The sequence below is a fragment of the Streptomyces sp. AC627_RSS907 genome (assembly GCF_019049165.1).
Genome location: NZ_JAGMUE010000040.1, coordinates 24,611 through 47,833, shown reverse-complemented (window position 1 = coordinate 47,833; position 23,223 = coordinate 24,611). Strand labels below are relative to the sequence as shown.

Sequence of the window (23,223 nt, the reverse complement as noted above, 5' to 3'; positions counted from 1 at the left end):
GGGCGGCGGGCCGCGAGGCGGCTGCGCCGGGGGTTCAGGGGCGCGTGGGGTTCCCCGCCCACACCGCCGGGGTCCGGGACGACCACGGGCTCGCCTGTTCGAGTTGTCCGGCGAGGCGGAAGAGGAGGCCTTCGAGCCCGTGACCGGCGGCGAACTGCATGCCGATCGGGAGCCCCGTCCCGGCGTCGGCCGTGACGGGCACGGACATCGCGGGCGTACCCGCCACGTTGAACGCCATGGTGAACGGCGAGCGGTCGTTGAGGCGGTCGATCCAGCCGAGGCCGTCCAGCGCCTCGGCGCCCTCGGCATACGCGCCCAAGGGCATGGGGAGCTCCGGCAGGGTCGGGGTGAGCAGTACGTCGTGGGCGTCGAAGTACCGTGCCAGGCTCCGGGCGACCCGGTTGCGGATCGCGAGGGCGTCGACGAACTGGGCACCGCTGACCCGCTGCCCGTAGTGATAGCCGGCGAGGGTCGCCGGTTCGAGGGTCGTGGTGTCGACGGGCCGCCCGAAGGCGGCGGCCAGCTCGTCGACCGAGGCCGCGAGGTTCACCGTGAACAGGCGGGTGCAGGCCAGGACGAACTCCTCCCAGTCGGCTCCCAGGCCGGCCTCGGCCTCCGCCACCTGGTGGCCGAGGGATTCGAGCAGCCGCACGGTGCGTGCGAGCGCGTCGGCCACGGGTGCGGTGGTGCGGCGTCCGCCCCACCCCTGGGGGAGGACGCCGATCCGCAGCCTGCCCGGGTGGCGGGTGACCTCCTCGGTGTAGGGACGGGACGGCTGCGGGGCGGCATAGGGGTCGCCCGGTTCCGGGCCGCGCATCCGGTCGAGCAGCGCGGCGCTGTCGCGGACGGTGCGGCTGACGCTGCCGTGCACGGCCAGGCCGCTGAAGATCTCGTCGGCGTCGGGGCCCATGGAGATCCGGCCACGGGTGGGCTTCAGCCCGAAGAGGCCGTTGCAGGCGGCGGGTATGCGCAGGGAGCCGGCTGCGTCGGTGGCGTGGGCGATGGGGACCACCCCGGCGGCGACGGCCGCGCCCGCGCCCCCGCTGGATCCGCCCGCGCTCCGCTCCGGGTCCCACGGGTTGCGGGTGGGGCCGTGGAGCGCCGGTTCCGTCGTGATGCTGTAGGCCATCTCCGGTGTGGCGGTACGCCCGATCGTCACGAGGCCGGCGCGGCGGAAGCGCGTCATCAGGGAGGAGTCGGCGCCGGCGACGTGGCCGGCCGCGAGCCGGCTGCCCAGCTCCATCCGCCGGCCGGCCATGGCGACACCGATGTCCTTGATCAGGAAAGGGACCCCGGCCAGCGGTGTGCTGCCGGGGGTGGGCTCGTCGTCGGCCGGCCAGGTCTCCACGACCGCGTTGATCCGCGGACCGACCGCGCGGACGGCCTCACGTGCGGCCGCCTCCAGTTCGGCGGGGGTCACCTCGCCCTTGGCCACCAGTTCCGCGAGCCCGACCGCGTCGAAGGTCACGTACTCGGTCACTCTCACTGTCACTCCCGGGGGGAAGAAAGGTACCGTCGAGTCCCGCACGATACCGATCGGTATCACACGGGACGGATTGGTACCGTAGCAGAGGGCACAGGGCCGCCCGCCGACCGAACGACACGGAGCCGTCATGACATCGACCGCCGGCAGGCCGAGCAGGGTGGCGAAACTGCCGCCCCGCGAGCGCATCCTCGACGCGGCGGAAGAGCTCTTCCAGAGCGAGGGGATCCGACGGGTGGGCGTCCAGGCGATCGCCGAGCGGGCCGAGACCACCAAGATGGCGATCTACCGGCACTTCGAGACCAAGGACGCGCTGGTCGCGGAGTGGCTGCGGATCCTCGCCGCCGACTACCAGGCGGCCTTCGACCGGGTCGAGGCCGAGTACCCCGGCCGCCCCAGGGAGCAGATCCTCGGCGTGGCCCGCTTCATCGCCGAGGGGTTGCCGACCCTCTCGCACCGGGGCTGCCCGTTCATCAACTCCCTCGCCGAGCTGCCCGACCGCTCCCATCCCGCACGGCAGGTGATCGAGAAGCACAAGGCACGGCAGACCCGCAGGCTGGTCGCCCTGTGTGCCGAGGCCGGCCTGCCCGACGCCGAGCAGGCCGCCGCCGAGATCACCTTCGTCCTCGAAGGCGCCCAGGTCAGCATGCAGAACGGCAGCATCGACCGGGTGGGGGACCGGCTGATGAGAATCGTCGAGGACATCGTCGACCGGCACCACTCCTCCCCCGGCACGCCCCGGGTGACCGACCGGTGACCTCCGGCTGACCGCTGCGGGCCCGTGCCCGACCCAGGCGGTCCAGAGGGGGTCACCTCCGGACCGTGACCGCCGATTACCACCTCCGGACCGGGACCTTTGATTACGAGTCACCTTCGGACCGCGACCGTTGATTACGAGTCACCTTCGGTACGGAAAAAGACTCATGGGCCCCGGCGCCGCAGCCCTACGGTGTACCCCCTTGGGGTTACCGGACGTGAGAGTTGCGAGGCGGGACATGACTGACGTCGAGAACAGCGACGGCCTGATGACGCCGATCCGCCCCGATCAGTTGGAGCCGGGGGCGGTGATCGCGCAGTCCCTGGACAACCAGTGGGTACCGGACCAGCTCACGGCGGACATGATCGAACAGGGCAAGTCCCTGGACGAGGTTGCCCGTAGACGCGAGAGGGAGGTGCGAGCCGAGTACTTCCGCAGCCTCATCAACGCGAGCCAGGTCGTGATCAACCGCGCCTACTTCTACAACAACCCCGCCATCAGCTGTGACCTGACGGAGGAGGGCGAGGCCCGCACCGCGCACCGGAACCTCCTCGCCTCGGGCGCCATCGCCCCCTTCCTGCTCAACGAGCGGCACCCGGCCGAGGAGCCGCCCGCTCATCTGCACGTGCGGCGCGAGGGGTTCACCGCCTGGCAGGAGACCCTGGAGGGCATGCCCGCCACCGAGCGCGTGCGCTGTGTGCGCATGGCCTGGGGCGACCCGCACGATGACCGGGAGAACCGGGAACACACCCGGATCCGGCTGTTCCAGCCGTTCACCGAGAAGGTTCAGGGACTGACCGCCAAGAACATCGACGCCCTCGCGTCCCACGTCGGGGTGGCCCCCGAGGACACCGACGCGTTCGCGCGGCGGCTCGGTGAGGTGGTCAGCTACAGCAACGGCCTCAGCGTCCGCCGGCAGCCCGTCGTGCGCAACACCCTGTACGAGGAGTTCGTGTCCGTGCCCGGCACGAACGTCGCCGAGGGGAGATACGACCGGGACAAGCCCTTCGCCAAGGAGATCAAACAGCTCCTCGACCTGATCTACAACGTCAACCTGGCCGACGCGCTGGGGCGTTACCCGCTCACTCCGGCCGACAGCCTGCGGCGCGTGGTGCTGCAGGAGGCCCGCGAGGCCCGGACCACCCCCGGCTTCGTGGACGATCCCGAGCAGTTGCTGACGTTCCTGCGGCGGCAGGCCTTCGCGGCCGTCCAGGACCACCTGACGCCGGCCGCGGTGAACTCGTTGAGCCTGCACGACATATGGCGGCTGCGGCAGACCCCCGTCTGGAACGGCTACATCCGCTCCTTCGAAGCCCTGACCGCCGCTCCGGAACACTTCCACGAGGCCGCCGGGCAGGTCTTCGACCGCTACGTGCGGCTCAACTCGGAGATCCTCAAGCTGGCGCAGGAGCGCAGACAGGCCGGCCCGAACCGCTGGCGCCCCGTCGTGGAGGTCGTCGTCACCCTCACCGCGGGCACTTTCTCGGCCATCAGCGGCTCGGGCCTGTGGGATCTGACCGGCGCGCTCCTGCCGTCCGTGTCCGGGCCGGTGACCGGGTCGGTACAATTGATGCTGCGCAACCGGGAATCCGGGCGGCAGGAACAGAGGTTCGCCCGGGAGATCGCCGCCGTCCGACTGGCGAGTGAGCGAGAATGGCGGCAGTTCCACGACCTGGTGCAGCGCCTGCCCGGTTACCGGGAGGAGGGCGCAGGGTCGTCCGGCAACGCCTCCACCACCACCCAGGACGACGAAGGCCCCGAGTACTACTGACCATCCGCTGGAGTACCGTGCACTGCCTGCGAGGCGCCCGATGAACCGGTACAAGGCCCTGCGCCGGGACGTTCCGGAGTGGTTCCGCAACGACCCCGGAGGGATCGAGATCCTGGCCGATCCACCGCTGGTCCGCAAGGCCCGCCGGTCGGCTGCGCCGAGGGCGCGGCGCGGCCTGCCCGGCTCTCTCTGGGCGGGACTGAGGGCGGTACTGCGGCCGGTCCCGGTGGGCGTGGTGTCGGCCAACCGTTACGTGTGGTATCTGCGCGATCCGGTGCGCTTTCCCGACGGCCGGCTGGGTCTGTACGACCGTCTCCTGCCGCCCCCGGACTCGTCCCCGGGCGTCGTGGTGCTGCCGCTGCTCGGCGAGGAGGCGAAGGTCGTGCTCATCGAGCACTACCGGCACGCGACCCGCAGTCGGCACTGGGAGGTCGTCCGGGGCTTCGGCGACCCGGGCGCGACCGGCGAGGAGAACGTCGCGCGGGAGTTGGAGGAGGAGATCTCCGCGCGCCCCACGACGGTGGTTCCCCTCGGCGAACTCCACCCCGACACCGGTCTGTGCGGGCACCGGGTCGAGCTCTACGCGGCACGGGTCGGGGCGGTCGGTGCGCTGGAGGAGGGTGAGGCGATCAGTCGGGCGGTCGCGGTCACCTCGGCCGAGGCGGAGGCGATGGTGGCCGACGGGAGGATCACCGACGGGTTCACTGTCGCCGTCCTGTACCGGGCCCGACTGGCGGGGTTGTTCACGTCGGCCCCGGACGGCGGAGGTAGGGCCTGACGGTGCGTCCGTGAGGGACCGCCGACGCCACCCGTCGTTTTGGAGCCGGGCGCCCTTGATCAATAGGATCCGCCGATGATCACAAGAACACGGCTGGCGGCGGGTGCCTGTGCCCTGCTCGCCGCGCTGGCGGCCGGGATCGCCCTCCCGGCCGGGGCGGCGGCCGGTGAACCCACGGGTGAGGACGCTCCGAAGGTCGACCTCGTGCTCGACGTCAGCGGCTCGATGCGGACCCGGGACATCGACGGCGGCACCCGCATGGCCGCGGCGAAGCAGGCGTTCAACGAGGTGCTCGACGCCACGCCGGAGGAAGTACAGCTCGGCATCCGGACCCTGGGCGCCGACTACCCCGGCGACGACCGCAGGACGGGCTGCAAGGACACCGCGCAGCTCTACCCGGTCGGCCCGCTGGACCGCACCGAGGCCAAGACGGCGGTGGCGACCCTGTCGCCCACCGGCTGGACCCCGATCGGCCCCGCGCTCCTCAAGGCGGCCGACGACCTCGACGGCGGGAACGGCTCCAAGCGGATCGTGCTGATCAGCGACGGCGAGGACACCTGCGCCCCGCTCGACCCGTGCGAGGTGGCCCGCGAGATCGCCGCCAAGGGCATCGGGCTGACCATCGACACGCTCGGCCTGGTCCCCAACGTCAAGATGCGGCAGCAGCTCAGCTGCATCGCCGAGGCGACCGGCGGCACCTACACCTCGGTCCAGCACACCGACGAACTCACCGACAAGGTCAACCAGTTGGTGGACCAGGCGGCCGACCCGGTGGTGACGCCGGTCGCCACCGAGGGCGCGGCCGCCTGCGCGAAGGCGCCGACGCTGAAGTCGGGGCTGTACACCGACCGCGAGGAGTTCGGGCGGCAGCGCTGGTACCGGGTGGACGTGGAGCCCGGCCAGGAGCTGCGCGCCTCGGTGAGCGTGGCCGCCGACCGCGCCGTGAACCCCTCCTACGGGGTGCTGCTGCGCGCGGTCACCGTGCACGGCCGGGAGATCGTACGCGGTGAGGCGGCGGACCACGGCCGTACGGACGTGATCTCGACGGGGCTGCGCTATCCCAAGGCGGAGAGCGACGAGGAGGACGCCCCGGCCGAGACCGTGTGCCTCCAGGTCACCAACTCCTTCTCCGCCGCCTCAGGGGTGAAGACCACGCCCGGTCTGCCGCTGGAGCTGACGGTCGACGTCGTGGACGGCCCGAGTGACGCCGACGACGTGGCCGCCTTCGGCCTCGGACGCGGCTGGTGGCTGCTCGGCGTGCTGGTGCTCGTCGGCTTCCTCGCCGGTCTGCTGTGGGGCTGGCTGTCGCGCTGGCGGTTCGCGGTCTGGAGGACCAACTGATGCGTGTCACACGAGCACTGGGTGCGGCCGTGGTGCTGCTCGGCCTCGCCGCGGCCCCCGCGGTGGCCGACTCCTCACCCTCCGCGAGCCCGTCGGAGGAGGGCGGTGCGCCGACGTCGGCGGGCACGTCCTTCCGGACGGCGACCGAGATCGAGCAGGGGCAGCGGGCCACGGCGAACGGCTCCGCGGGCGACTACCTGTACTGGTCGTTCCCGGCGGACGCGGGGCAGCGCCCCACCGTCAGGGCCACGGTCGAGCTGCCCGAGACGCACGCCGCCGAGACCTGGCGGATCGACGTCTACGACGGTCTGCGCCGCCGTCAGGCCTGCCAGTGGGGCGCCCAGACCCGCACCGCGGCCGAGGGCACCCCGTCCGTGGAGCTGGCCTGCGTGCTGCGCACGGTGCGCGCCTGGTCGGAGCCGTGGGCGAACGACCCGCTGCCGGGCACGTACTACGTCCGGCTGACGGCGGTGGACCTGCCGACCTCCGACCTCGGTGTCCCGGTCGGCGCCGAGGTCCGGGTGGACTCCAAGGACATCGGCGGGGCGGCGGCGGTGGACGGTTCGCTGTCCGAGCCGCTGGTGCCGGGTGTCGCGGTGAGGTCCGGGAAGGACGAGAACGACGACTCCGAACGCGGTGCCGTGCTGTCCGCGATCGAGCCCGAGGACGGCTGGTCGTCGGGCTGGTGGTCCGACCGGTGGGTGTGGACGGGCGTCGGCGGCGTGCTGGCCGCGCTGGCGGGCGTCGGCGGATACGCGCTGACCCGCGGATCGGGCCGGCCGACGCGGGTACCGCCCGCCGCGTGACGTCCCCTCAGGAGGCCCGCCCCGGCGGGCCTCCTGCCGTTTCACGTCTCCCTGAGCGCCTTGGCCACCGTGCCCTCGCCGGTCACTCCGGCCCGGCCGTCCCGCACCGCCTGCCGCAGATCCAGCTCCCCGCGGCCGAGCGCCGCGCACGTCCCCGCGTCCAGCACGAGCCGGGCGTCGGGCTCCCCGGGCGCGGGGCCGTCGCCGTACACGGGACCTTCGCCCTCCGCACCGGCGTACAGGTGGAACTCCCCCTCGTCCAGCCGGACCTCGACCAGACCCTCCCCCGCCCCGGCCTCCCGCAGGGCCCGCAGCAGGGGCAGCGCGAACCAGTGCGCGCGTACGGCGTCCGTGGGCCGCCGCTCCCCCAGCTCACCCGCGCCCCAGGCGCCCAGCGCCTCCAGCACCGGCAGCAACGCCCGCCCGCGCGGGGTGAGTTCGTAGACGTAGGCCGCGCCGGGAGGGGGCAGCCGGCGCCGGGTCGTCAGCCCTTCGCGCTCCATGTCCTTCAGCCGCGAGGCGAGTACGTCCGTGCTGACGCCGGGCAGGTCGGCGTGCAGGTCGGTGTAGCGCCGCGGACCGGCCAGGAGCTCGCGGACGATCAGCAGGGTCCAGCGGTCACCGACGGCGTCGAGCGCGCGGGCGGCGGAACAGTACTGGTCGTAGCTTCGGCGAGGTGACATGCGACGCAGTGTAGACACGTTGTTGGACTTTCCAAGCTCTCACTTGGTAAAACCAAGCAACACCAGATACCGGAGGGGAAGCGGCGCATGGAGTTCCGGCAGTCGAACAAGCTCAGCGAGGTCTGCTACGAGATCCGCGGCCCGGTGATAGAGCACGCCAACGCGCTGGAGGAGGCGGGGCACAGCGTGCTGCGCCTGAACACCGGCAACCCGGCCGCCTTCGGTTTCGAGGCGCCGGAGGAGATCCTCCAGGACATGATCCGCATGCTGCCGCAGGCGCACGGCTACACGGACTCGCGCGGCGTCCTCTCCGCCCGCAGGGCCGTCGCCCAGCGCTACCAGGCGCTCGGCCTGGAGGTCGGCGTGGACGACGTCTTCCTCGGCAACGGCGTCTCCGAGCTGGTCTCCATGGCCGTACAGGCCCTGCTGGAGGACGGTGACGAGGTCCTGATCCCCGCCCCCGACTTCCCCCTCTGGACGGCGGTGACCACCCTCGCCGGCGGCAAGGCGGTGCACTACCTCTGCGACGAGCAGGCGGACTGGTACCCGGACCTGGCCGACATGGAGTCCAAGATCACCGACCGCACCAAGGCGGTGGTGATCATCAACCCGAACAACCCGACGGGCGCGGTCTACCCGAAGGACATCCTCGAGGGCATCCTCGACCTGGCCCGCCGCCACGGACTGATGGTCTTCGCCGACGAGATCTACGACCAGATCCTGTACGACGACGCCGTCCACCACTCGGTCGCGTCCCTCGCCCCCGACCTGGTGGTCCTCACCTTCTGCGGCCTGTCCAAGACGTACCGGGTGGCGGGCTTCCGCTCCGGCTGGCTGGTGGTGACGGGCCCGAAGCAGCATGCGAAGGACTACCTGGAGGGCCTGACCATGCTCGCCTCCATGCGCCTGTGCGCCAACGCGCCCGCACAGTACGCCATCCAGGCGGCGCTCGGCGGCCGCCAGTCGATCCGCGAGCTGACGGCGCCGGGCGGGCGACTGCGCGAACAGCGCGACGTGGCCTGGGAGAAGCTGAACGAGATCCCCGGCGTCTCGTGCGTGAAGCCGAAGGGCGCGCTGTACGCCTTCCCCCGCATCGACCCGAAGGTCCACAAGATCCACGACGACGAGAAGTTCGTCCTGGACCTGCTCCTGCGCGAGAAGATCCAGGTCGTCCAGGGCACGGGTTTCAACTGGCCTTCCCCCGACCACTTCCGCATCCTCACCCTCCCCTACGCGGACGACCTGGAGGCGGCGATCGGACGGATCGGACGGTTCCTGAGCGGATACCGGCAGTAGGGCCGCACCGGCGGGCACGACGCCGCCCGCGCATCCGTCACGCGAGAGCGACCTCGCACCAGACGGTCTTGGTGTACGGGTCCCCGCAGGTCGTTCCCCAGTGGGTGGCCAGAGCCTCGACGAGGAGGAGACCACGGCCGGACTCCGCGTCGACCGAGAGCGGTTCGAGGGTTCCGGGTGCGGGAGGGCGGCGGTCGGGGCGGGGGTCAGTGACTTCGACACGGACCGTGGGGGTGCCTTCCGGGTAAAGGGTGAGGCGGAGCCGGAAGTCACGCCCTCTCACCCGGCCGTGCAGCGCAGCGTTGTTGGCGAGTTCGGCGACCAGCAGCGCGGTCGTGCGGTTCGGCTCGGAGCCGTACGGCCAGCCCCAGGTGTCGAGTTGCCGGGCCGCGAGGTGCCGGGCCAGTCGGGCGCCTCTGCGGGTGGCCGATAGACGGATGGTGAAGTGACCGGTGGGGGCCGTGGGTCCGGCGGGGTCGGCATGCGACGCGGTCCGGTGGTCAATCTCGGCGTTCATGTCACTCAGCGTGGCCATCCGCCCCTACGCTGAACAGCACCATCGGCGGTACGCGGCGTCGCTGTCCGGTCACTGTACGGGGCTGTCCGGTCTGCGACGAGTGACGTCCTGCGCCGGTGCGGAGTTGGGCACGGGTGGCGTGTGGAGGTGTCAGGTCGTGACAGGGCAGAGGTCGCAATCCATCGACGGGGCGGAACCGTACGGAGGGGACGACGAGTCGGCAGCCGTGCTGCGGACAGTCGGCAAGGTCATCAAGATGTGCCGGGAGCGGGCGGGGATGACCCAGGCCGAGCTGGGGACGGCGATCGGCTACAGCGAGGAGCAGGTGTCCTCCGTGGAGCGGGGGCGGCGGGCGCCGAAGGCGCAGTTCCTGGAGGCGGCGGACCAGGCGCTCGGGGCGGGTGGGATGGTCGTCGGGCTGCGGAAGGACGTGGAGGAGGCCCGGTACCCGAAGAAGGTGCGGGATCTGGCGAAGCTGGAGGCGGAGGCGGTCGAGCTGTGTGCCTACGCCAACACAGTCATCCACGGCTTGCTTCAGACGCCGGAGTACGCACGGGCGCTGTACGGCATGCGCCGCCCGCTCTTCTCCGATGATGAGCTGGAACGCCTCGTCGCAGCACGGATGTCCCGTCAGAAAGTCTTCGACCAGCAGCCGGCTCCGATCTTCAGCTTTGTCCAGGAAGAGGTGACGCTGCGCCGCCCGCTCCAGGGCAGAATGGTGATGCGGAAGCAGCTCGAACGTCTGTTGGAGGTCGGCCAACTGCGGAACGTAGAGATCCAGGTGATGCCGACGAACCGCGAGGACCACGCCGGTCTCGCGGGGTCGCTCCAGTTGCTGAAGCTCATGGCGGGCGACACGGTGGGGCACAACGAGGTCCAGCTCACCAGCCGCCTGATCTCCAACCACCAGGAGGTCCAGGTCCTTGAGATCCGCTATGGAATCATCCGTTCCCAGGCTCTCACGCCCAGTGAGTCCAGGGCCTTCATCGAAAAAGTGCTGGGAGAGACATGATGACCAACCCTTCAGCGGGGACCGGCTCCGAGCTGATGTGGTTCAAGAGCAGCTACAGCACGAACGACGGCCCGGAGTGTGTCGAGGTCGCCTTCGCCCCTGTCACCGTCCACGTACGGGACTCGAAGGACGTCCAGCGCTCACCGCTTGCCTTCGGACCGCAGCAGTGGGCCGCCTTCGTCTCCTACGCCGCCGATCACTGACGCACGACACAGCTCCGGCCCAGCGTCCGGCCACGCGCTGGGCGCGGGGAGCGGCTTGGACGTCATCTCAATTGGTTGAAATGCCTACCTGCAGGTGAGTCATAACCTCATCGCTCACGGGATAGGGACGTTCATTCGGCAGGAGTTGCTGGGCGATGTCGAGCTCTCCGCCTTGTACATGGGTGTGGATCACACGGGCCAGCGGTGTGACATCGGTGATGGAAACGATCCATTCGTCGGCATAGAGACGTGCGGCTTCACCAACGAGGCCGAGTTGCAATGACCGATGGGGAAGGGGCTGAAGATGCAGGTCGCGTTCGGGGTCCCATTGCACGCGGGCAGGGGCCCGCTTCAGCTGGCGTCTCCAGGTGCTGCGGTCGGTGTGGAGTCCGTGCTCATAGTGGGACAGGCATGCGTGCCGCAGTGCCCACTCGAAGCCTTCCCGGGTGATCTCGACGGCGAGTACGTGTTCCTGACCTTCCTTGGTGCCCCACCCGCAGCGGTACATCATCCACAGGAATGACGGCTTGATCCACGTCATCCGGTCCCGCTGCCACACTGCCGGGAATCGGCCGTGCCGGGCCGCCGTCAGACCGATCTCCGGAGAGTATGCCTGGTAGACGGTGATCGTGGAGTCCGTGTGAAGGGCTCGGATCTGATACTTGGGTTCTGTCACTGGATCAGGGTGATCACACCGCTTCACGTGCGCCATCGAATTACCGAGGCGGGAAGCCACCGAGTCTGCGGTAGCAGATGACGGTGCAGGCGATGCTTGTGAAGGCGAGGAAGTGGTCGGCCTCGCGTTCGTGGCGTCGGTGGCGCCGACGACAGCCGGCGTGCCAGGCCATGGTGCGTTCGATAGTCCAGCGGTGGCGGCCCAGCCGCTGCGAGGACTCGACACCCTCGCGGGCGATGCGGTGGGTGATATCGCGCTCGTGTAACCATCGCCGCAGTGGAAGTAGTCGTAACCCTTGTCGCCGTGGAGCTTGCCGGGCTTGCGTCGTCGGCGTCCGCGGCGGGACCGGCTCGGTGGTATGCCCTTTACCAGCGGAATCAGGGCCTGGCTGTCGTGCAGGTTCGCCGCCGAGATCCCGACAAGCCGAGTTCGTCGAGGACCAGGCGGGAGGTGGATGCGTCAACGACGGCGTGATCGCGTGGACTTGGGCGGCATTCCTGACGGCTACGACACCGGCCCACTGGGTCCCACTGCCACTCGTACAGGGGGCTGACCTGGGGCTTCTCTGGGTCTCGCATAGGATGCGGTCTTTTCGCATCCAGCGCGAATCACAGAGAGTGGTGAATCGGTCGTCTCCGCCTCCGCTGTGACGTCCACGATGCGCCAGTCCTCCGGCGGATCCGGATCATCATGCGGCAAGGAGAGTCCATGCGCCTGTCCAGCTACCTCAGGAAGGCCGCCATAGGCGCGGCGGCGATACCCCTCCTCGGCGGGTGCACGGGGGAACGGGGCACGGGCGGGGCCGTGGAGCGTGCCGCGGAGAGGCCTGCCTCCTGGACGGACCTGCCGGTGCGGACCGGCGCACGGGACGTCGTCCACACGGACACCGACCACCAGTCGTACAAGGTCAGGATCACGGTCAAGAGCCTGGTCCGGGGTTCGAAGGAGGACATGCGGGGGGCGCGCGTGGACGAGGAACTGAAGGGCATGGTTCCCCACTACCTCACCTTCAAGGTCACCAACACCGGCCGGAAGGAAATCCCCGCCGCCCATATGGCGGACAGCAACCTCGCCCTGAACGGCATCGACTGGACGCGCGGGGAGGAGGTCTACGTCAGCGGCGGCAGGCCGGGCGGGGGCGACCTGCCCTGCGCGGACACCGCGCCGAAGACGCTGGCGCCCGGCGACTCGTACGACACCTGCGTGACCTACGCGTTGCCCGAAGGCGTCGGCGTGCTGTCGCTGGCGTACAACGACGACGGCTACCTCGACGAGGGCGGGGCGGTCGCCACCTGGCCCGTCGAGGGCGGCCTTGAAGCGGCGTCCGCAGAGCTGGCGGAGCCGGGCGACGTCGTCCGCGTCCGGTGGGACGCCCGCGAGGACGGCGTCCTCGAACTGCCCGCCACGCTGGTTTCCGTACGCCGGGGCAGCGCGGCTGACCTCGCGGGCCTGGACCTCGACCTCAACGAGAACGAGCGACGCGGCGTCCCGTACTACGTGTCGATCACCTACACCAACACCGGGCCGAAAGACCTCTACGCCGACCAAGCCGACCGCGTCCGCCTGCTCACCGAGGGCGGTCGGCAGATAGAGGGGAAGACCCCCTTCGTCCTCGACACGAAGATCCCCGGCTGTCCCTCCGACTGGGTCGCCCGGATGGTCCCGCCGGGCGACAGCGTGACGGAGTGCAGCATCCACATGGTGACGGACGACGACGACAAGCCGTTCGCGGTGGGGTTCGCGGAGGCGGGCCGGCCGGGACTGGTGGGTTGGCGGGCCCCCTTCCACTGAGGCGACCGGGTCAACCGGCCGACGCCGTGCTGCGGGACCACATCGCCGATCTGCCCCCGTTCCGCCCGGTGTCCGGCGCTTGTATGCCGTCGCCCTCCCCGGCGGACGGCCGTGGAGGGCGACGGTGACCACCTGACACATCGCCCCGGCGGATGCGAAGGTGTAAGGGCTCGCACCGACTCACTCGGAGGAATCCTTCGGCATGGCCGTCATCCACCACACCGTGCTCAAGCCGACCAAGCTGGAACTGCTCGCCTCCTGGCTGCCTTCCCGTCCGTGGTACCGCGGTGGCACGGACGAGCCCGCGTTGGCCAAGGCCGGCGGCTTCCGGCTGGACGACCCGCAGGGCGAGGTCGGGATCGAGTTCATCGTGGTCACCGATGCCTCCGGGCCTCACCCGGCCACCTACCTGGTGCCGCTCAGCTATCGCGGTGCCCCGCTCGACGGGGCGGAGCACGCGCTCGTCGGCACCATGGAGCACGGCGTGTTGGGGAAGCGCTGGGCCTATGACGGCTGCCACGACCCTGTACTGGTCGCGCAGCTCGTGGCCCTCGCGGAAGGGCGGGCGCAGGCCCAGGATCAGGACGTCAGCGACGTCCCCGACCGGGACGTCGTCGTCTCCCCCAACGGTGCGGGCTCCGACTTCGCGGACTTCACCGTCACCGATGATCAGGAAGGCACCGGGCTGGCCACACCGGACGGAGCAACCCTCCGTCTGCACCGGGTCCTGCGGCCCGGCCCGGACGGGCCGTCCCTCACTCCGCCGGGGGCCGTCGGCCACATCACCGGCTCCTGGCAGACGCAGGACGGTGCACGCGTCCGGGGCGTGTTCGCCGTCTCGTACGCCGGCAGCCGGGCGTAGGTCGGTAGGTCTTGCCCGGGCGATCACGTTCGGAGCCATGTGGTGAGGGCTGTGGCGGTGGTGGTGACGAGGGGGACGAAACGGCGTATGCCGTATCCGGGTGGCCACGTCCTGTGCTGTGCCGTTCGTCCACGGTCCGGCATGGCATGATCACCGTTCGCCTGCCGCCCCGCACGCTGTTCGCCACGGTGTCGATGGCGATCCGTCGCTGCGGCCGTCAGCAGTTCCGCGTTCCCGATAAGCGCTTTCCGTACCCACCGCCGTCTGTGATCATTGGTGGCGTGAACGGTCCTGCGCGTATCAGTACGCTCGCCCTGAGGCATGCACTGCCGCATCCTCTCGCGACAGAGCAGTGGGCGCAGGTGCGCCCGCTGATCGACGGCCGGGATGTGCTCGGGGAGATCCACCCCGGAGGGGTGGCGAGCTGCTCACGCCGCGAGTGGTTCGGGCCGGCTGAGGAGTGGCCGCTGGCGGCGCTGGAGGAACCTCGCCAGGTCGAGCTGTCCAACAACGACTGCTACACCGGCTGCTGCGGAGGCACTTTTGTCACCATCCACCGCCAGGGTGACCGGGTGGTGTGGTCGTCCTGGCGGAACACCAACGACATCCGGGTGCCTGTTCCCGCGGATGTCCACTTCGACGCGGCTCAGTACGACGCCGAACTGGCACGTGCCGTTGCGGACACCAGCTGGGAAGAGCCCGTGGACACCGTTGCCCGGCTGGTGACCCAGGAGCTCGCGGACAGCAACTGGTTCGAACGGTGGGATTGCGTCATGGACCGGGTGGAGCTCGAGCGGGAGGTGCCCGAAGGGGTGGAGGTGTACTTCAGCCGTCGTCGGGATGCAGGGGCGCACCGCTCCGACTTCTGCTTCGACCTGCCTGTCACCCGGCACGAACCGGCCGGGGAACAGGCCCGGCGGATCATCGCTCTGATCACAGCCGGCGACCCCCGCGAGACCGCCGAACCGCTATGACGTGCTCCCTGGCCCAAAGTCCAGGGAGTCCGGCCTGGGTCGGTCGTCCGACCCTCACAGCACCTCGTCGTCCCGACCTTTTCGTTCGCCTTGGCCTCCGCGACCGATGAACTGGAGGAGGCACTGGCCGGGTACTCGGGGGTGATCGTGCTGGTCACCCACGGCCGCACTACGGAGCATCTCGGCCCTCGTCCTCTTTGCTCGTGTGAGGCCGAGAAGGGCGGGGGCGAGGGCGCGGGTCGGTCGCGGTGGAGTGGGCCGGGGCGCGGCGGCGGTCGCCGTATGAACGGTGACGGCGGGGAGTGGCCCGTAGCCTGGGGGTATGGGTGATCTTTTTCTGGTCCGGCACGGTGAGACCGAGTGGTCGCGGTCCGGACGGCACACCGGGCTGACGGACGTTCCGCTGACCGAGCACGGGCGGGAGCAGGCGCGGAGTCTGGTGCCGTTGATCCGGTCGCACCGGATCGGGGCCGCGTTCGTCAGTCCGTTCCAGCGGGCCCGCGAGACGGCCGAGCTGATCGGCTTGCAGGACGTGCGGATCGAGCCGGACCTGCACGAGTGGGACTACGGCGGGTACGAGGGGATCACGACGGTCGAGATCCACCGGACGCGGCCGGACTGGTTCCTGTTCACGGACGGGGTCGCGCCCGGGCCGCCGGAGCATCCCGGGGAGACGCCGGAGCAGGTCGGTGAGCGGGCCGACCGGGTGCTGGCCCGGGTGGAGGCCGCGTTCGCCAACACCGAGGGATGTGTGGTGCTGGTGGCACACGGGCACTTCCTGCGGGTGCTGACCGCGCGGCACCTGGGGCTTCCGCCGGCGGACGGGGCGCTGTTCCAGTTGGGGACGGGCACGCTGTGCCGGCTGAGTACCGAGCACGCGCGGCCGGTGATCGCCGCGTGGAATGTCAGACCCCCGTCGTAGTCTTCGAAGGCGTGACCGGTGAGGGAGGGAGGACGCCGTGGCACTGTCGCCGACCGCCGCGCAGCGGCGCGTGATCGCCGCCGCCGACCCGGTGACCGGACGCCTGAGGGGCCCGGAGTCTCAGCTCGCGGCGCTGGTGAAGCGGGGGCTCGCCTTCCGGCATCCGCGTCCGCCGCACGACCACTTCCTGACGCCGGCCGGGCATCGGATACGGGAGGCCCCCGACGCGCCGGACGCGGCCGCCGCGCCGGTGTCCCCCGCGTCCCCCGCACCCGACGCCGGGGGCGTGTTCGCCGCGCGGGTGGGCGGGGAGGAGGCCGTGCCGGGCGATGCGGGGCCCGCCCGGCTGCGTGAGGTGCGCAGCGCCTGGCAGGGGCTGCTGGAGCTGCGCCGGATGACACATCCCGACGGGAGCACGGACCGGCCCTGCGGATGGGAGCGGACGCATCTCGTACGGGCCGCCGCGCTCGCCCTGGAGGCGGCCGGGCACCGTCCGGCGGGACCGGGCGGCGACGACGGGTACCGGGTGCGCGCGACACCGCAACCGGAGGCCGTCGCCGTGTACGAGCCGGACGGCACCGCCCTGCGGGGCTGTGCGGCGACGCTGGAGCGGGCGGGGTGGCAGGTCGGGGAGCACACCGAGCCGCGCACGCGGGCCCGTTACCTGCTCGCCTCCCCTCGGAAGGTGTGACTCCTCCATGTCAAGATCGACCGGTCAGACGTCGACGACGAGAGGCGGCAGCGGTGAGCGAGCCGTTTTCCGTGCCCGTGACGGTGCGCGGGTACGAGACCGATACGCAGGGCCACCTGAACCAGGCCGTGTACCTGAACTTCGCCGAGCACGCCCGCTGGTCGCTGCTCCAGGCGGCCGGTGTCCGGCAGGCGGACCTGGTGGCCCGGGGGGTCGGGCCCGTGGCCCTGGAGACGACGCTCCGCTTCCGGCGGGAGCTGCTCGCCGGTGACGAGGTCGAGGTGACGTGCGCCTTCGAGTGGGGTGAGGGGAAGACGTTCCGGATGCGGCAGACCATCCGCAAGGCGGACGGCACCGTGGCGGCCGAGATAGACGCGGTCGGCGGGCTCATGGACCTGCGCGAGCGCAGGCTGGTGGCCGATCCGCGGCAGCGTTTCAAGGAACTGGCCTCTCAGCCAGGGATGTTCGGCCTGTGATGACCGGCCCGGCGAGGTCGGCAAGGCCGGCCGATGATCGGTGTCGTGGGCGGCGGAAACGCGGCGGTTCGGGTTAACCGGCGAACTAATGCCCCCATATGCATCGCTATACGTGCGTGTCAGCATGAATCGTCTCCGAAACAGCTCAGGGACAGCCACTGAGGGGAACACGCGATGCACGCACGTCAGAGGATGGTTCGGTCGGTGACCAGCACGCGGCGACGGTTGACGACGGTCGCGGTGGCACTCGCCGGAACATGCGCGTTCGGCCTGGTGACGGCGGTACCGGCGAGCGCCGAGGTGTCGACCAAGTGCGGCACCTACATCTGCGTCAACACCGCGCACCAGGGCAAGGACTACGTCCAGGACATCACCGTCACGACGAGGGACGGACTGACCGGAACGCTGCGTGGTTTCGTGCGTGACTACGCGAAGAGCAAGGCCGGGGTGTCGAAGGCGCGGTTCACCGTCAACCGCGAGTTCAGCGGAGAGCCGCTGCTCGTCTGCGGTGGCCTGGACCGCGGTGGCCGCGTCATCGAGAACACCTGCGTGGCGCTGTCCTGAGTCCCGTTGACGCCGGGCCGGTGCCTCTCCACGAGTGGAGAGGCACCGGCCCGTCCGCGTCAGGCCCTCGGGGTCACGACGTGACCGCCGCCCGGGACGCCCCGGTGATCTCCTCCCCCGCCTCCATCGGGTGGGTCACGTCCTCGGCGTCCCGTTCCCGGCCGCCGATGTGGTTGAAGACCAGGTTGAGCAGGACGGCGGCCACGCAGCCCGTCGAGATGCCCGAGTCGAGGATGATCTTCGCGTTCTCCGGGAACGCGTGGTAGAACTCCGGCGCCGCGATCGGGATGATGCCGACGGCCAGGGAGACCGCCACGATCAGGACGTTGTTGTCCTTGTCCAGGCTCGCCCGGACCAGGGTCTGGATGCCGCTGGCCGCGACCGAGCCGAACAGCACCACGCCGGCGCCGCCGAGCACGGGGCGCGGCACGACGGCGATGAGCGAGGCCGCCATGGGACACAGGCCCATCAGCACCAGGAAGCCACCTCCCACGGCGACGACATAGCGGCTGCGGATCCTGGTCATCGCGACCAGGCCGATGTTCTGTGCGAAGGCGCTGCACATGAAGCCGTTGAAGAGCGGGCTGATCGCCGAGCCGAGGGTGTCGGCGCGCAGCCCGGCCGCGATGGTCTTCTCGTCCGCCTTGCGGTCCACGATCTCGCCGAGGGCGAGCATGTCGGCGGTGGACTCGGTCATCGAGACGATCATCACCACGCACATGGAGAGGATCGCGGCGACCTGGAACTGCGGGGCGCCGAAGTGGAACGGCGTCGGGAAGCCGACGACGTCCGCGTCCGCGACCGGCCCGAAGTCCGTGACGCCGAACGGGATCGCGATGAGCGTGCCCGCGACCAGGCCGAGCAGCACCGCGATCTGCTTCACGAAGCCGCGGGTGAAGCGGCGCAGGAGGAGGACCACCACGAGGGTGATCCCCGCCAGACCCAGGTTGGTCGCCGATCCGTAGTCGTCGGCCGTGGGGCTGGGGCCCTGCGCCCACCCGAAGGCCACGGGCAGCAGGGAGATGCCGATCAGGGTGATCACCGTGCCGGTGACGACCGGCGGGAAGAAGCGGATCGCCTTGCTGAAGAAGGGGGCCGCGAAGAAGCCGAGGAGGCCGGCGACGATGACCGCGCCGAAGATGATCGGCAGCGCGTCGGACTTGTCGTCGGTGGAGGCGACGACCGCGGTCATGGGGGCGACGCCGGCGAAGGTGACGCCGTTGACGAAGGGGAGGCGGGCTCCGATCTTCCAGATGCCGAGGGTCTGCAGGAAGGTGGCGAGGCCGGCGGTGAACAGGCAGGCGCCGGTGAGGAAGGTGAGTTCGGTGGCGGAGAGGCCGATGGCCGCGCCGACGATCAGGGGCGGGGCGACGACTCCGGCGTACATCGCGGCCACGTGCTGCAGGCCGGTCGTCGCCATCTTGAGTGGCGGGAGTTTCTCGTCAACAGGGTGGTCGGCCACGGCGGCGTTCCTCCGGTCGGTTACACGTCTGCTCTGACGCGGGTGTCAGGGAGGTGGTGCTGGTGGTCGTGCGGGACCGGGACGGACCCCGTTCGGGAGACGGGGACCGCTCCGGGGGCGTGCGCAGGGCACGCACGCCCCGGAGACGGCCACCGTGGACCCCGCTCGGGTCCACGGCTACCGGCCGGGAGCCGTCCCTCCCGGCCGGAGATCAGTGGTGTTCAGTTGTTCAGTTGTGCGGTGTGCGGGTGTGGCCGCCGGCGGGCCGTCTGTCCGGCCGGTCAGCCCTGCGCGGCGATCCTCGCCAGTCGCCGCGCCTCGTCGCGCGCGGAGCGGGCGACGGCGTCCTCGTCGACGGTGAGCAGCCGGCCGTTCTCGACGATCTGGCGGCCGTTCACGAAGGACGCCGTGACCGGTGCGGCGGCGCCGAGGACCAGGGCGGCCACCGGGTCGGCGATCGAGGAGTGGGCGAGGGTGTCCATCCGCCACAGCACCAGGTCGGCCAGCTTGCCCGCCTCCAGGGAGCCGGTCTCGGCGGCGCGGCCCAGGACCCGGGCCCCGCCGTAGGTGCCGAGGCGCAGCGCCGTGCGGGCGTTCAGCGCGGCCTCACGGTGGGCGCCGAGACGGTTGACGAGCAGGGCGTTGCGCAGCTCGGTGTGGAGTTCACCGGACTCGTTGGAGGCGGTGCCGTCGACACCGAGGCCGACGGGGACGCCGGCGGCGAGCATGTCGGGGACGCGGGCGATGCCGGCGGCCAGTCGCGCGTTGGAGGACGGGCAGTGGGCGACGCCGGTCCCCGTGCGGGCGAAGGCGGCGATGTCGGAGTCGTTCATGTGGACGCAGTGCGCCATCCACACGTCCTCGCCGAGCCAGCCGGTGGACTCGAAGTAGTCGGTCGGGCCCATGCCGAACAGCTCGTGACAGAACTTCTCCTCCTCCACGGTCTCCGAGCCGTGGGTGTGCAGCCGTACGCCGAGACGGCGGGCCAGCTCGGCGCCCTGGCGCATCAGTTCGGTGGAGACGGAGAACGGGGAGCAGGGAGCGACGGCGACCTGGGTCATCGCGTCGAAGGAGGCGTCGTGGTGTTCCCGGACGGTGGCCTCGGTGGCGGCGAGCGCGCCGTCCAGGCTCTCCACGGCGAAGTCCGGCGGCAGCCCGCCGTCCGACTCGCCGCGGTCCATGGAGCCCCGGGCGAGGGTGAGGCGGACACCCGTCTCGCGGGCGGCGCGGATGATCGCGCCGGACAGGTCGCCGGAGCCGTGCGGGTGGACGTAGTGGTGGTCCATGGCGGTGGTGACGCCGCCGCGGGCCATCATCGCCAGCGATCCCCGGGCCGCCGCGTACACCATGGGCTCGTCGATGCGCGCCCAGGTCGGGTACAGCGCGACCAGCCAGTCGAACAGGTTGTGGTCGGTGGCCAGGCCCCGGGTGATCCACTGGTAGAAGTGGTGGTGGGTGTTGACCAGTCCGGGGGTGGCGAGGTGGCCGGTCGCGTCGATGCGGCGTACGACGTTCTCCAGGCCCTGGGGTGCCTGCCCCGCGCCGACGGACTCGATCCGGTTGCCGGCGAGGACGAGGTGTCCCGAGGCGTACTCGGTGTCGTCCGCGTCGACGGTCGCGACGGCGCAGTTCTCGATGACGGTGCGCTCGGCTGCCGATGATGCTGCCATGCTGCTTCCTTGTCTTCAGTGAGGCCCGGGGCGGGGAGTCGAGTACCCACGGGGAGGGCACGGCAGGACCCTAGGAGGATTTGAGTGCCGGAACCGTGCCGCGGCTCCGGGTGCCGAGATGGTGGAAGAACAGGTTGAGCGAGACCGCGACGAGCGCGCCGGCGCTGATGCCGGAGCCGAGCACGGTCTGCGCCCAGGCCGGGAAGTCGGCGTAGAAGGTCGGCGAGGCCAGCGGGATGATGCCCGCGCCGAGCGCCACGGCGACCAGGATGATGTTGGAGCTGTCGTCCAGTCCGGCCTCGGACAGGGTGCGGATGCCGCTGACGGCGATGGAGCCGAAGAGCACGATGCCCGCGCCGCCGAGGACCGGCATCGGGACCAGGGAGACGACCGCGCCGAGGACCGGGAAGGCGCCGAGGACCAGCAGGGTGGCGCCGGCGACGGCGACGACGTAGCGGCTGCGCACCCGGGTGAGGGAGACGACGCCGACGTTCTGGGCGAAGGCGGAGGTGGGGAAGCCGCCGAAGACGGGGCCGACGAGGGTGGCGAGGCCGTCGGTGCGCAGGCCCCGGGTGATGACCCCGGCGTCGGCTCGGCGGTCGCAGATCTCGCCGAGGGCGAGCATGCCGGCGGACGACTCGGTCATCAGGACCAGCATCACGATGCAGAGCGACAGGATGGCCGCGGGCTGGAACTCCGGGGCGCCGAAGGCGAAGGGCGCGGGCAGCGCGGCGACCGGCGCGGACTTCAGGGCGCTGAAGTCGGCCATGCCGGCCGGGATGGCGACCAGGGTGCCGACGAGCAGGCCGAGGAGCAGGGCGACCTGCTTGACGAAGCCCCTGCCGAAGCGCTGGATGACGAGGATGACGGCGAGGGTGAACGCGGCGAGCGCGAGGTTGCGCAGGGAGCCGAAGTCGGCGGCGGCCTTGTCGCCGCCCTGCGCCCAGCCGACCGGGACCGGCATCAGCGTGACGCCGATCAGGGTGATGACCACGCCGGTGACCAGGGGCGGGAAGAAGCGGAGCAGGCGGCCGAAGAACGGGCCGACGGCCAGGCAGAAGCCACCGGCGACCATCACCGCGCCGTAGACGGCGGGGAGTTGGCTGCCGGCGCCGTTCGTCTCGGCGATGGCGAGGATGGGCGCGATGCCGGCCGAGGAGGCGGCGTTGACGAAGGGCAGGCGGTTGCCGACGAAGCCCTTGACGCCGAGGGTCTGGAGCAGGGTGGCGACGCCCGCGATGAGCAGGCTCGCGGCGATCAGCCGGGTGCGGCCCTCCAGGTCGAGTCCGCAGGCCTGGCCGATGATGAGCGGAGGAGTGACGACGCCCGCGTACATGGCGGCGATGTGCTGGAGCGCGGCGGGGACGAGCCGCGAGGGGTGGAGCTTCTCGTCGACCGGGTGCACGGACGTGACGGCGTCCTCGGTGTGCACCGGCGGGGTGGGGCCCGGGCCTGTGACGGGCCCTTTCGCAGGCAGTGCCATTTCGTTCCCTCCGGTGTGGCGCGCCCCCGGGGCCGTCGGCCGGCCGGGGGCGCGCTTGCCGCGTCAGAGGTTGGTCATGTCGACCGGGATGAGTTGCTCGGCGCCGTCGCGCAGGATGGTGGCCTCGATCAGGCCGTAGGGCCGGTCGGCGGCGTAGTAGACGGCGCCGTCCTTGGCCTCGTTGTCGATCCCGAAGGGCGACAGGTCCGAGCGGAAGTGGTGCTTGTTGGGCATCGAGAAGCGGATCTCGTCGACCTCGTCGCGGGAGTTGAGCACCCGCACACCCATCTCGAAGAGGGTCTGCTGGAGCGAGTACGAGTAGGTCTCGGCGAACGCCTGGAGCGCGTGCTTGCGCACCCCGGTGTACGAGCGGTCCCAGTCGGGGGCGTGCGAGTCGATGCCGTCCCAGTTGTGCCGCCACCAGGTGGAGACGGTGGTGGCGAGGATGCGGTCGTGGTCCTCCTGGAGGGTGGTGTACTTGTCCTTCAGGAAGCCGAAGAACTCGGAGTTGGTCGAGTTCAGGACGGTCAGGTCCTTGAATCCGGAGAGCACCTGGATACCGTGGCCGTCGTAGGTGATCTGCGCGACGCGGGTCTCCTGGCCCTTGCGGACGAAGGAGTGGGCGATCTCGTCGGAGCCGACGAAGCGGGCGCCGCCCTTCGAGGTCTCGATCCGCTCCCAGGCGTACTCCTCGATGCGGATGCGGGCCCGGTGGATGGGATCGTTGTTGTCCACGAAGTGGCGGGCGAGCTTGACGCCGAGGTCCTCGGCGCTCGCGATCCCGTGCTCCTTGGCGAAGGCGAACACCGTGTTCTTGGTGGTGTCGGTCGGCAGGACGTTCTCGTTGGAGCCGCTGCGGTGGACCTCCTCCATGTCACCGGAGAGGGCGACGGAGACGTTCAGGTCCTTGATGTGGTGCGTGTCGCCGTCACGCGTGATCTTGACAACGCGGTTCTCTGCCTTGCCGTACTGGTTCTGTCCCAGGACGAAGCGGGTCATGTGTCG

The 23,223-nt window shown here is 70.7% G+C and carries 23 protein-coding genes and 1 pseudogene; 15 read left to right on the top strand and 9 right to left on the bottom strand.

Annotated elements, in window-relative coordinates; translation table 11 throughout:
- Positions 1-34: 34 nt before the first annotated feature.
- The gene (locus KUM32_RS11125; protein WP_217141682.1) at positions 35-1,486 is read right to left on the bottom strand and encodes an amidase; all 1,452 of its coding nucleotides are present in this window, start codon (positions 1,484-1,486) and stop codon (positions 35-37) included.
- Between the two features lie 127 nt (positions 1,487-1,613).
- On the opposite strand from KUM32_RS11125, the gene KUM32_RS11120 reads away from it, so the two are divergent.
- From KUM32_RS11120 to KUM32_RS11100, 5 genes are all read left to right on the top strand, one after another.
- A complete protein-coding gene (locus KUM32_RS11120; protein ID WP_217141681.1) occupies positions 1,614-2,240 on the top strand; it encodes a TetR/AcrR family transcriptional regulator in 627 nt (208 codons plus the stop codon).
- Between the two features lie 238 nt (positions 2,241-2,478).
- Entirely contained in the window at positions 2,479-4,011 is a 1,533-nt protein-coding gene (locus KUM32_RS11115; RefSeq protein ID WP_217141680.1) for a hypothetical protein, read from the top strand.
- A gap of 40 nt (positions 4,012-4,051) precedes the next feature.
- Entirely contained in the window at positions 4,052-4,789 is a 738-nt protein-coding gene (locus KUM32_RS11110; RefSeq protein ID WP_217141679.1) for an NUDIX hydrolase, read from the top strand.
- A 75-nt stretch (positions 4,790-4,864) separates the two neighbouring features.
- Positions 4,865-6,130 (top strand): VWA domain-containing protein, encoded by a 1,266-nt coding sequence (locus KUM32_RS11105; RefSeq protein ID WP_217141678.1) that lies wholly within the window; start codon positions 4,865-4,867, stop codon positions 6,128-6,130.
- Positions 6,130-6,936 carry a hypothetical protein gene (locus tag KUM32_RS11100; RefSeq protein ID WP_217141677.1) on the top strand — a complete coding sequence of 269 codons (807 nt, stop codon included), beginning with the start codon at positions 6,130-6,132 and terminating at the stop codon, positions 6,934-6,936. The genes KUM32_RS11105 and KUM32_RS11100 overlap by 1 nt, the downstream gene beginning before the upstream one ends.
- 41 nt (positions 6,937-6,977) lie before the next feature.
- Here the strand turns inward: KUM32_RS11100 and KUM32_RS11095 are convergent, their stop codons facing one another.
- Complete coding sequence (locus KUM32_RS11095) at positions 6,978-7,619, bottom strand: helix-turn-helix domain-containing protein (RefSeq protein WP_217141676.1); 642 nt, start codon at positions 7,617-7,619, stop codon at positions 6,978-6,980.
- 87 nt (positions 7,620-7,706) lie between these two features.
- Here KUM32_RS11095 and KUM32_RS11090 point away from each other — a divergent pair, with 87 nt between their 5' ends.
- Entirely contained in the window at positions 7,707-8,915 is a 1,209-nt protein-coding gene (locus KUM32_RS11090) for a pyridoxal phosphate-dependent aminotransferase (protein WP_217141675.1), read from the top strand.
- Positions 8,916-8,952: 37 nt separating this feature from the next.
- Here the strand turns inward: KUM32_RS11090 and KUM32_RS11085 are convergent, their stop codons facing one another.
- Positions 8,953-9,432: an ATP-binding protein gene (locus KUM32_RS11085; protein WP_217141674.1), complete on the bottom strand. Its 480-nt coding sequence runs from the start codon at positions 9,430-9,432 to the stop codon at positions 8,953-8,955.
- A gap of 157 nt (positions 9,433-9,589) precedes the next feature.
- On the opposite strand from KUM32_RS11085, the gene KUM32_RS11080 reads away from it, so the two are divergent.
- Together KUM32_RS11080 and KUM32_RS11075 are read left to right on the top strand one after the other, a co-directional pair.
- Entirely contained in the window at positions 9,590-10,444 is an 855-nt protein-coding gene (locus KUM32_RS11080; RefSeq protein ID WP_308408637.1) for a helix-turn-helix transcriptional regulator, read from the top strand.
- Positions 10,444-10,647, top strand: a complete 204-nt coding sequence (locus KUM32_RS11075) for a DUF397 domain-containing protein (RefSeq protein ID WP_217141673.1) — start codon at positions 10,444-10,446, stop codon at positions 10,645-10,647. The genes KUM32_RS11080 and KUM32_RS11075 overlap by 1 nt, the downstream gene beginning before the upstream one ends.
- A gap of 67 nt (positions 10,648-10,714) precedes the next feature.
- Here KUM32_RS11075 and KUM32_RS11070 read toward each other — a convergent pair whose 3' ends face one another.
- Both KUM32_RS11070 and KUM32_RS43385 read right to left on the bottom strand, forming a co-directional pair.
- Complete coding sequence (locus KUM32_RS11070; protein ID WP_374227501.1) at positions 10,715-11,323, bottom strand: DUF4291 domain-containing protein; 609 nt, start codon at positions 11,321-11,323, stop codon at positions 10,715-10,717.
- Positions 11,324-11,363: 40 nt separating this feature from the next.
- Positions 11,364-11,782: pseudogene (locus KUM32_RS43385) on the bottom strand (transposase); the annotation flags it as partial.
- A 249-nt stretch (positions 11,783-12,031) separates the two neighbouring features.
- On the opposite strand from KUM32_RS43385, the gene KUM32_RS11065 reads away from it, so the two are divergent.
- The 7 genes from KUM32_RS11065 to KUM32_RS11035 all read left to right on the top strand — a co-directional run bounded on the left by KUM32_RS11065 (position 12,032) and on the right by KUM32_RS11035 (position 17,603).
- A complete protein-coding gene (locus KUM32_RS11065) occupies positions 12,032-13,114 on the top strand; it encodes a hypothetical protein (protein ID WP_217141672.1) in 1,083 nt (360 codons plus the stop codon).
- Between the two features lie 202 nt (positions 13,115-13,316).
- Positions 13,317-13,976, top strand: a complete 660-nt coding sequence (locus tag KUM32_RS11060; RefSeq protein ID WP_217141671.1) for a 1,4-alpha-glucan branching protein — start codon at positions 13,317-13,319, stop codon at positions 13,974-13,976.
- Positions 13,977-14,122: 146 nt separating this feature from the next.
- On the top strand, positions 14,123-14,950 hold the full coding sequence (locus KUM32_RS11055; protein WP_254405371.1) for a hypothetical protein: 828 nt from the start codon (positions 14,123-14,125) through the stop codon (positions 14,948-14,950).
- A gap of 322 nt (positions 14,951-15,272) precedes the next feature.
- Positions 15,273-15,872 (top strand): histidine phosphatase family protein, encoded by a 600-nt coding sequence (locus tag KUM32_RS11050; RefSeq protein ID WP_217141670.1) that lies wholly within the window; start codon positions 15,273-15,275, stop codon positions 15,870-15,872.
- A 37-nt stretch (positions 15,873-15,909) separates the two neighbouring features.
- Positions 15,910-16,563 carry a hypothetical protein gene (locus KUM32_RS11045; protein WP_217141669.1) on the top strand — a complete coding sequence of 218 codons (654 nt, stop codon included), beginning with the start codon at positions 15,910-15,912 and terminating at the stop codon, positions 16,561-16,563.
- A gap of 53 nt (positions 16,564-16,616) precedes the next feature.
- A complete protein-coding gene (locus tag KUM32_RS11040; RefSeq protein WP_217141668.1) occupies positions 16,617-17,039 on the top strand; it encodes a thioesterase family protein in 423 nt (140 codons plus the stop codon).
- A gap of 204 nt (positions 17,040-17,243) precedes the next feature.
- Positions 17,244-17,603: a hypothetical protein gene (locus tag KUM32_RS11035; RefSeq protein WP_308408636.1), complete on the top strand. Its 360-nt coding sequence runs from the start codon at positions 17,244-17,246 to the stop codon at positions 17,601-17,603.
- Positions 17,604-17,676: 73 nt separating this feature from the next.
- Here KUM32_RS11035 and KUM32_RS11030 read toward each other — a convergent pair whose 3' ends face one another.
- From KUM32_RS11030 to pucL, 4 genes are all read right to left on the bottom strand, one after another.
- Complete coding sequence (locus tag KUM32_RS11030) at positions 17,677-19,065, bottom strand: nucleobase:cation symporter-2 family protein (RefSeq protein WP_217141667.1); 1,389 nt, start codon at positions 19,063-19,065, stop codon at positions 17,677-17,679.
- A 281-nt stretch (positions 19,066-19,346) separates the two neighbouring features.
- Positions 19,347-20,735, bottom strand: coding sequence for an 8-oxoguanine deaminase (locus tag KUM32_RS11025; RefSeq protein ID WP_217141666.1), 1,389 nt, complete (start codon positions 20,733-20,735; stop codon positions 19,347-19,349).
- Positions 20,736-20,805: 70 nt separating this feature from the next.
- Positions 20,806-22,218, bottom strand: a complete 1,413-nt coding sequence (locus KUM32_RS11020) for a nucleobase:cation symporter-2 family protein (RefSeq protein WP_217141665.1) — start codon at positions 22,216-22,218, stop codon at positions 20,806-20,808.
- 63 nt (positions 22,219-22,281) lie between these two features.
- A complete protein-coding gene (pucL, locus tag KUM32_RS11015) occupies positions 22,282-23,217 on the bottom strand; it encodes a factor-independent urate hydroxylase (RefSeq protein WP_217141664.1) in 936 nt (311 codons plus the stop codon).
- Positions 23,218-23,223: the final 6 nt, after the last annotated feature.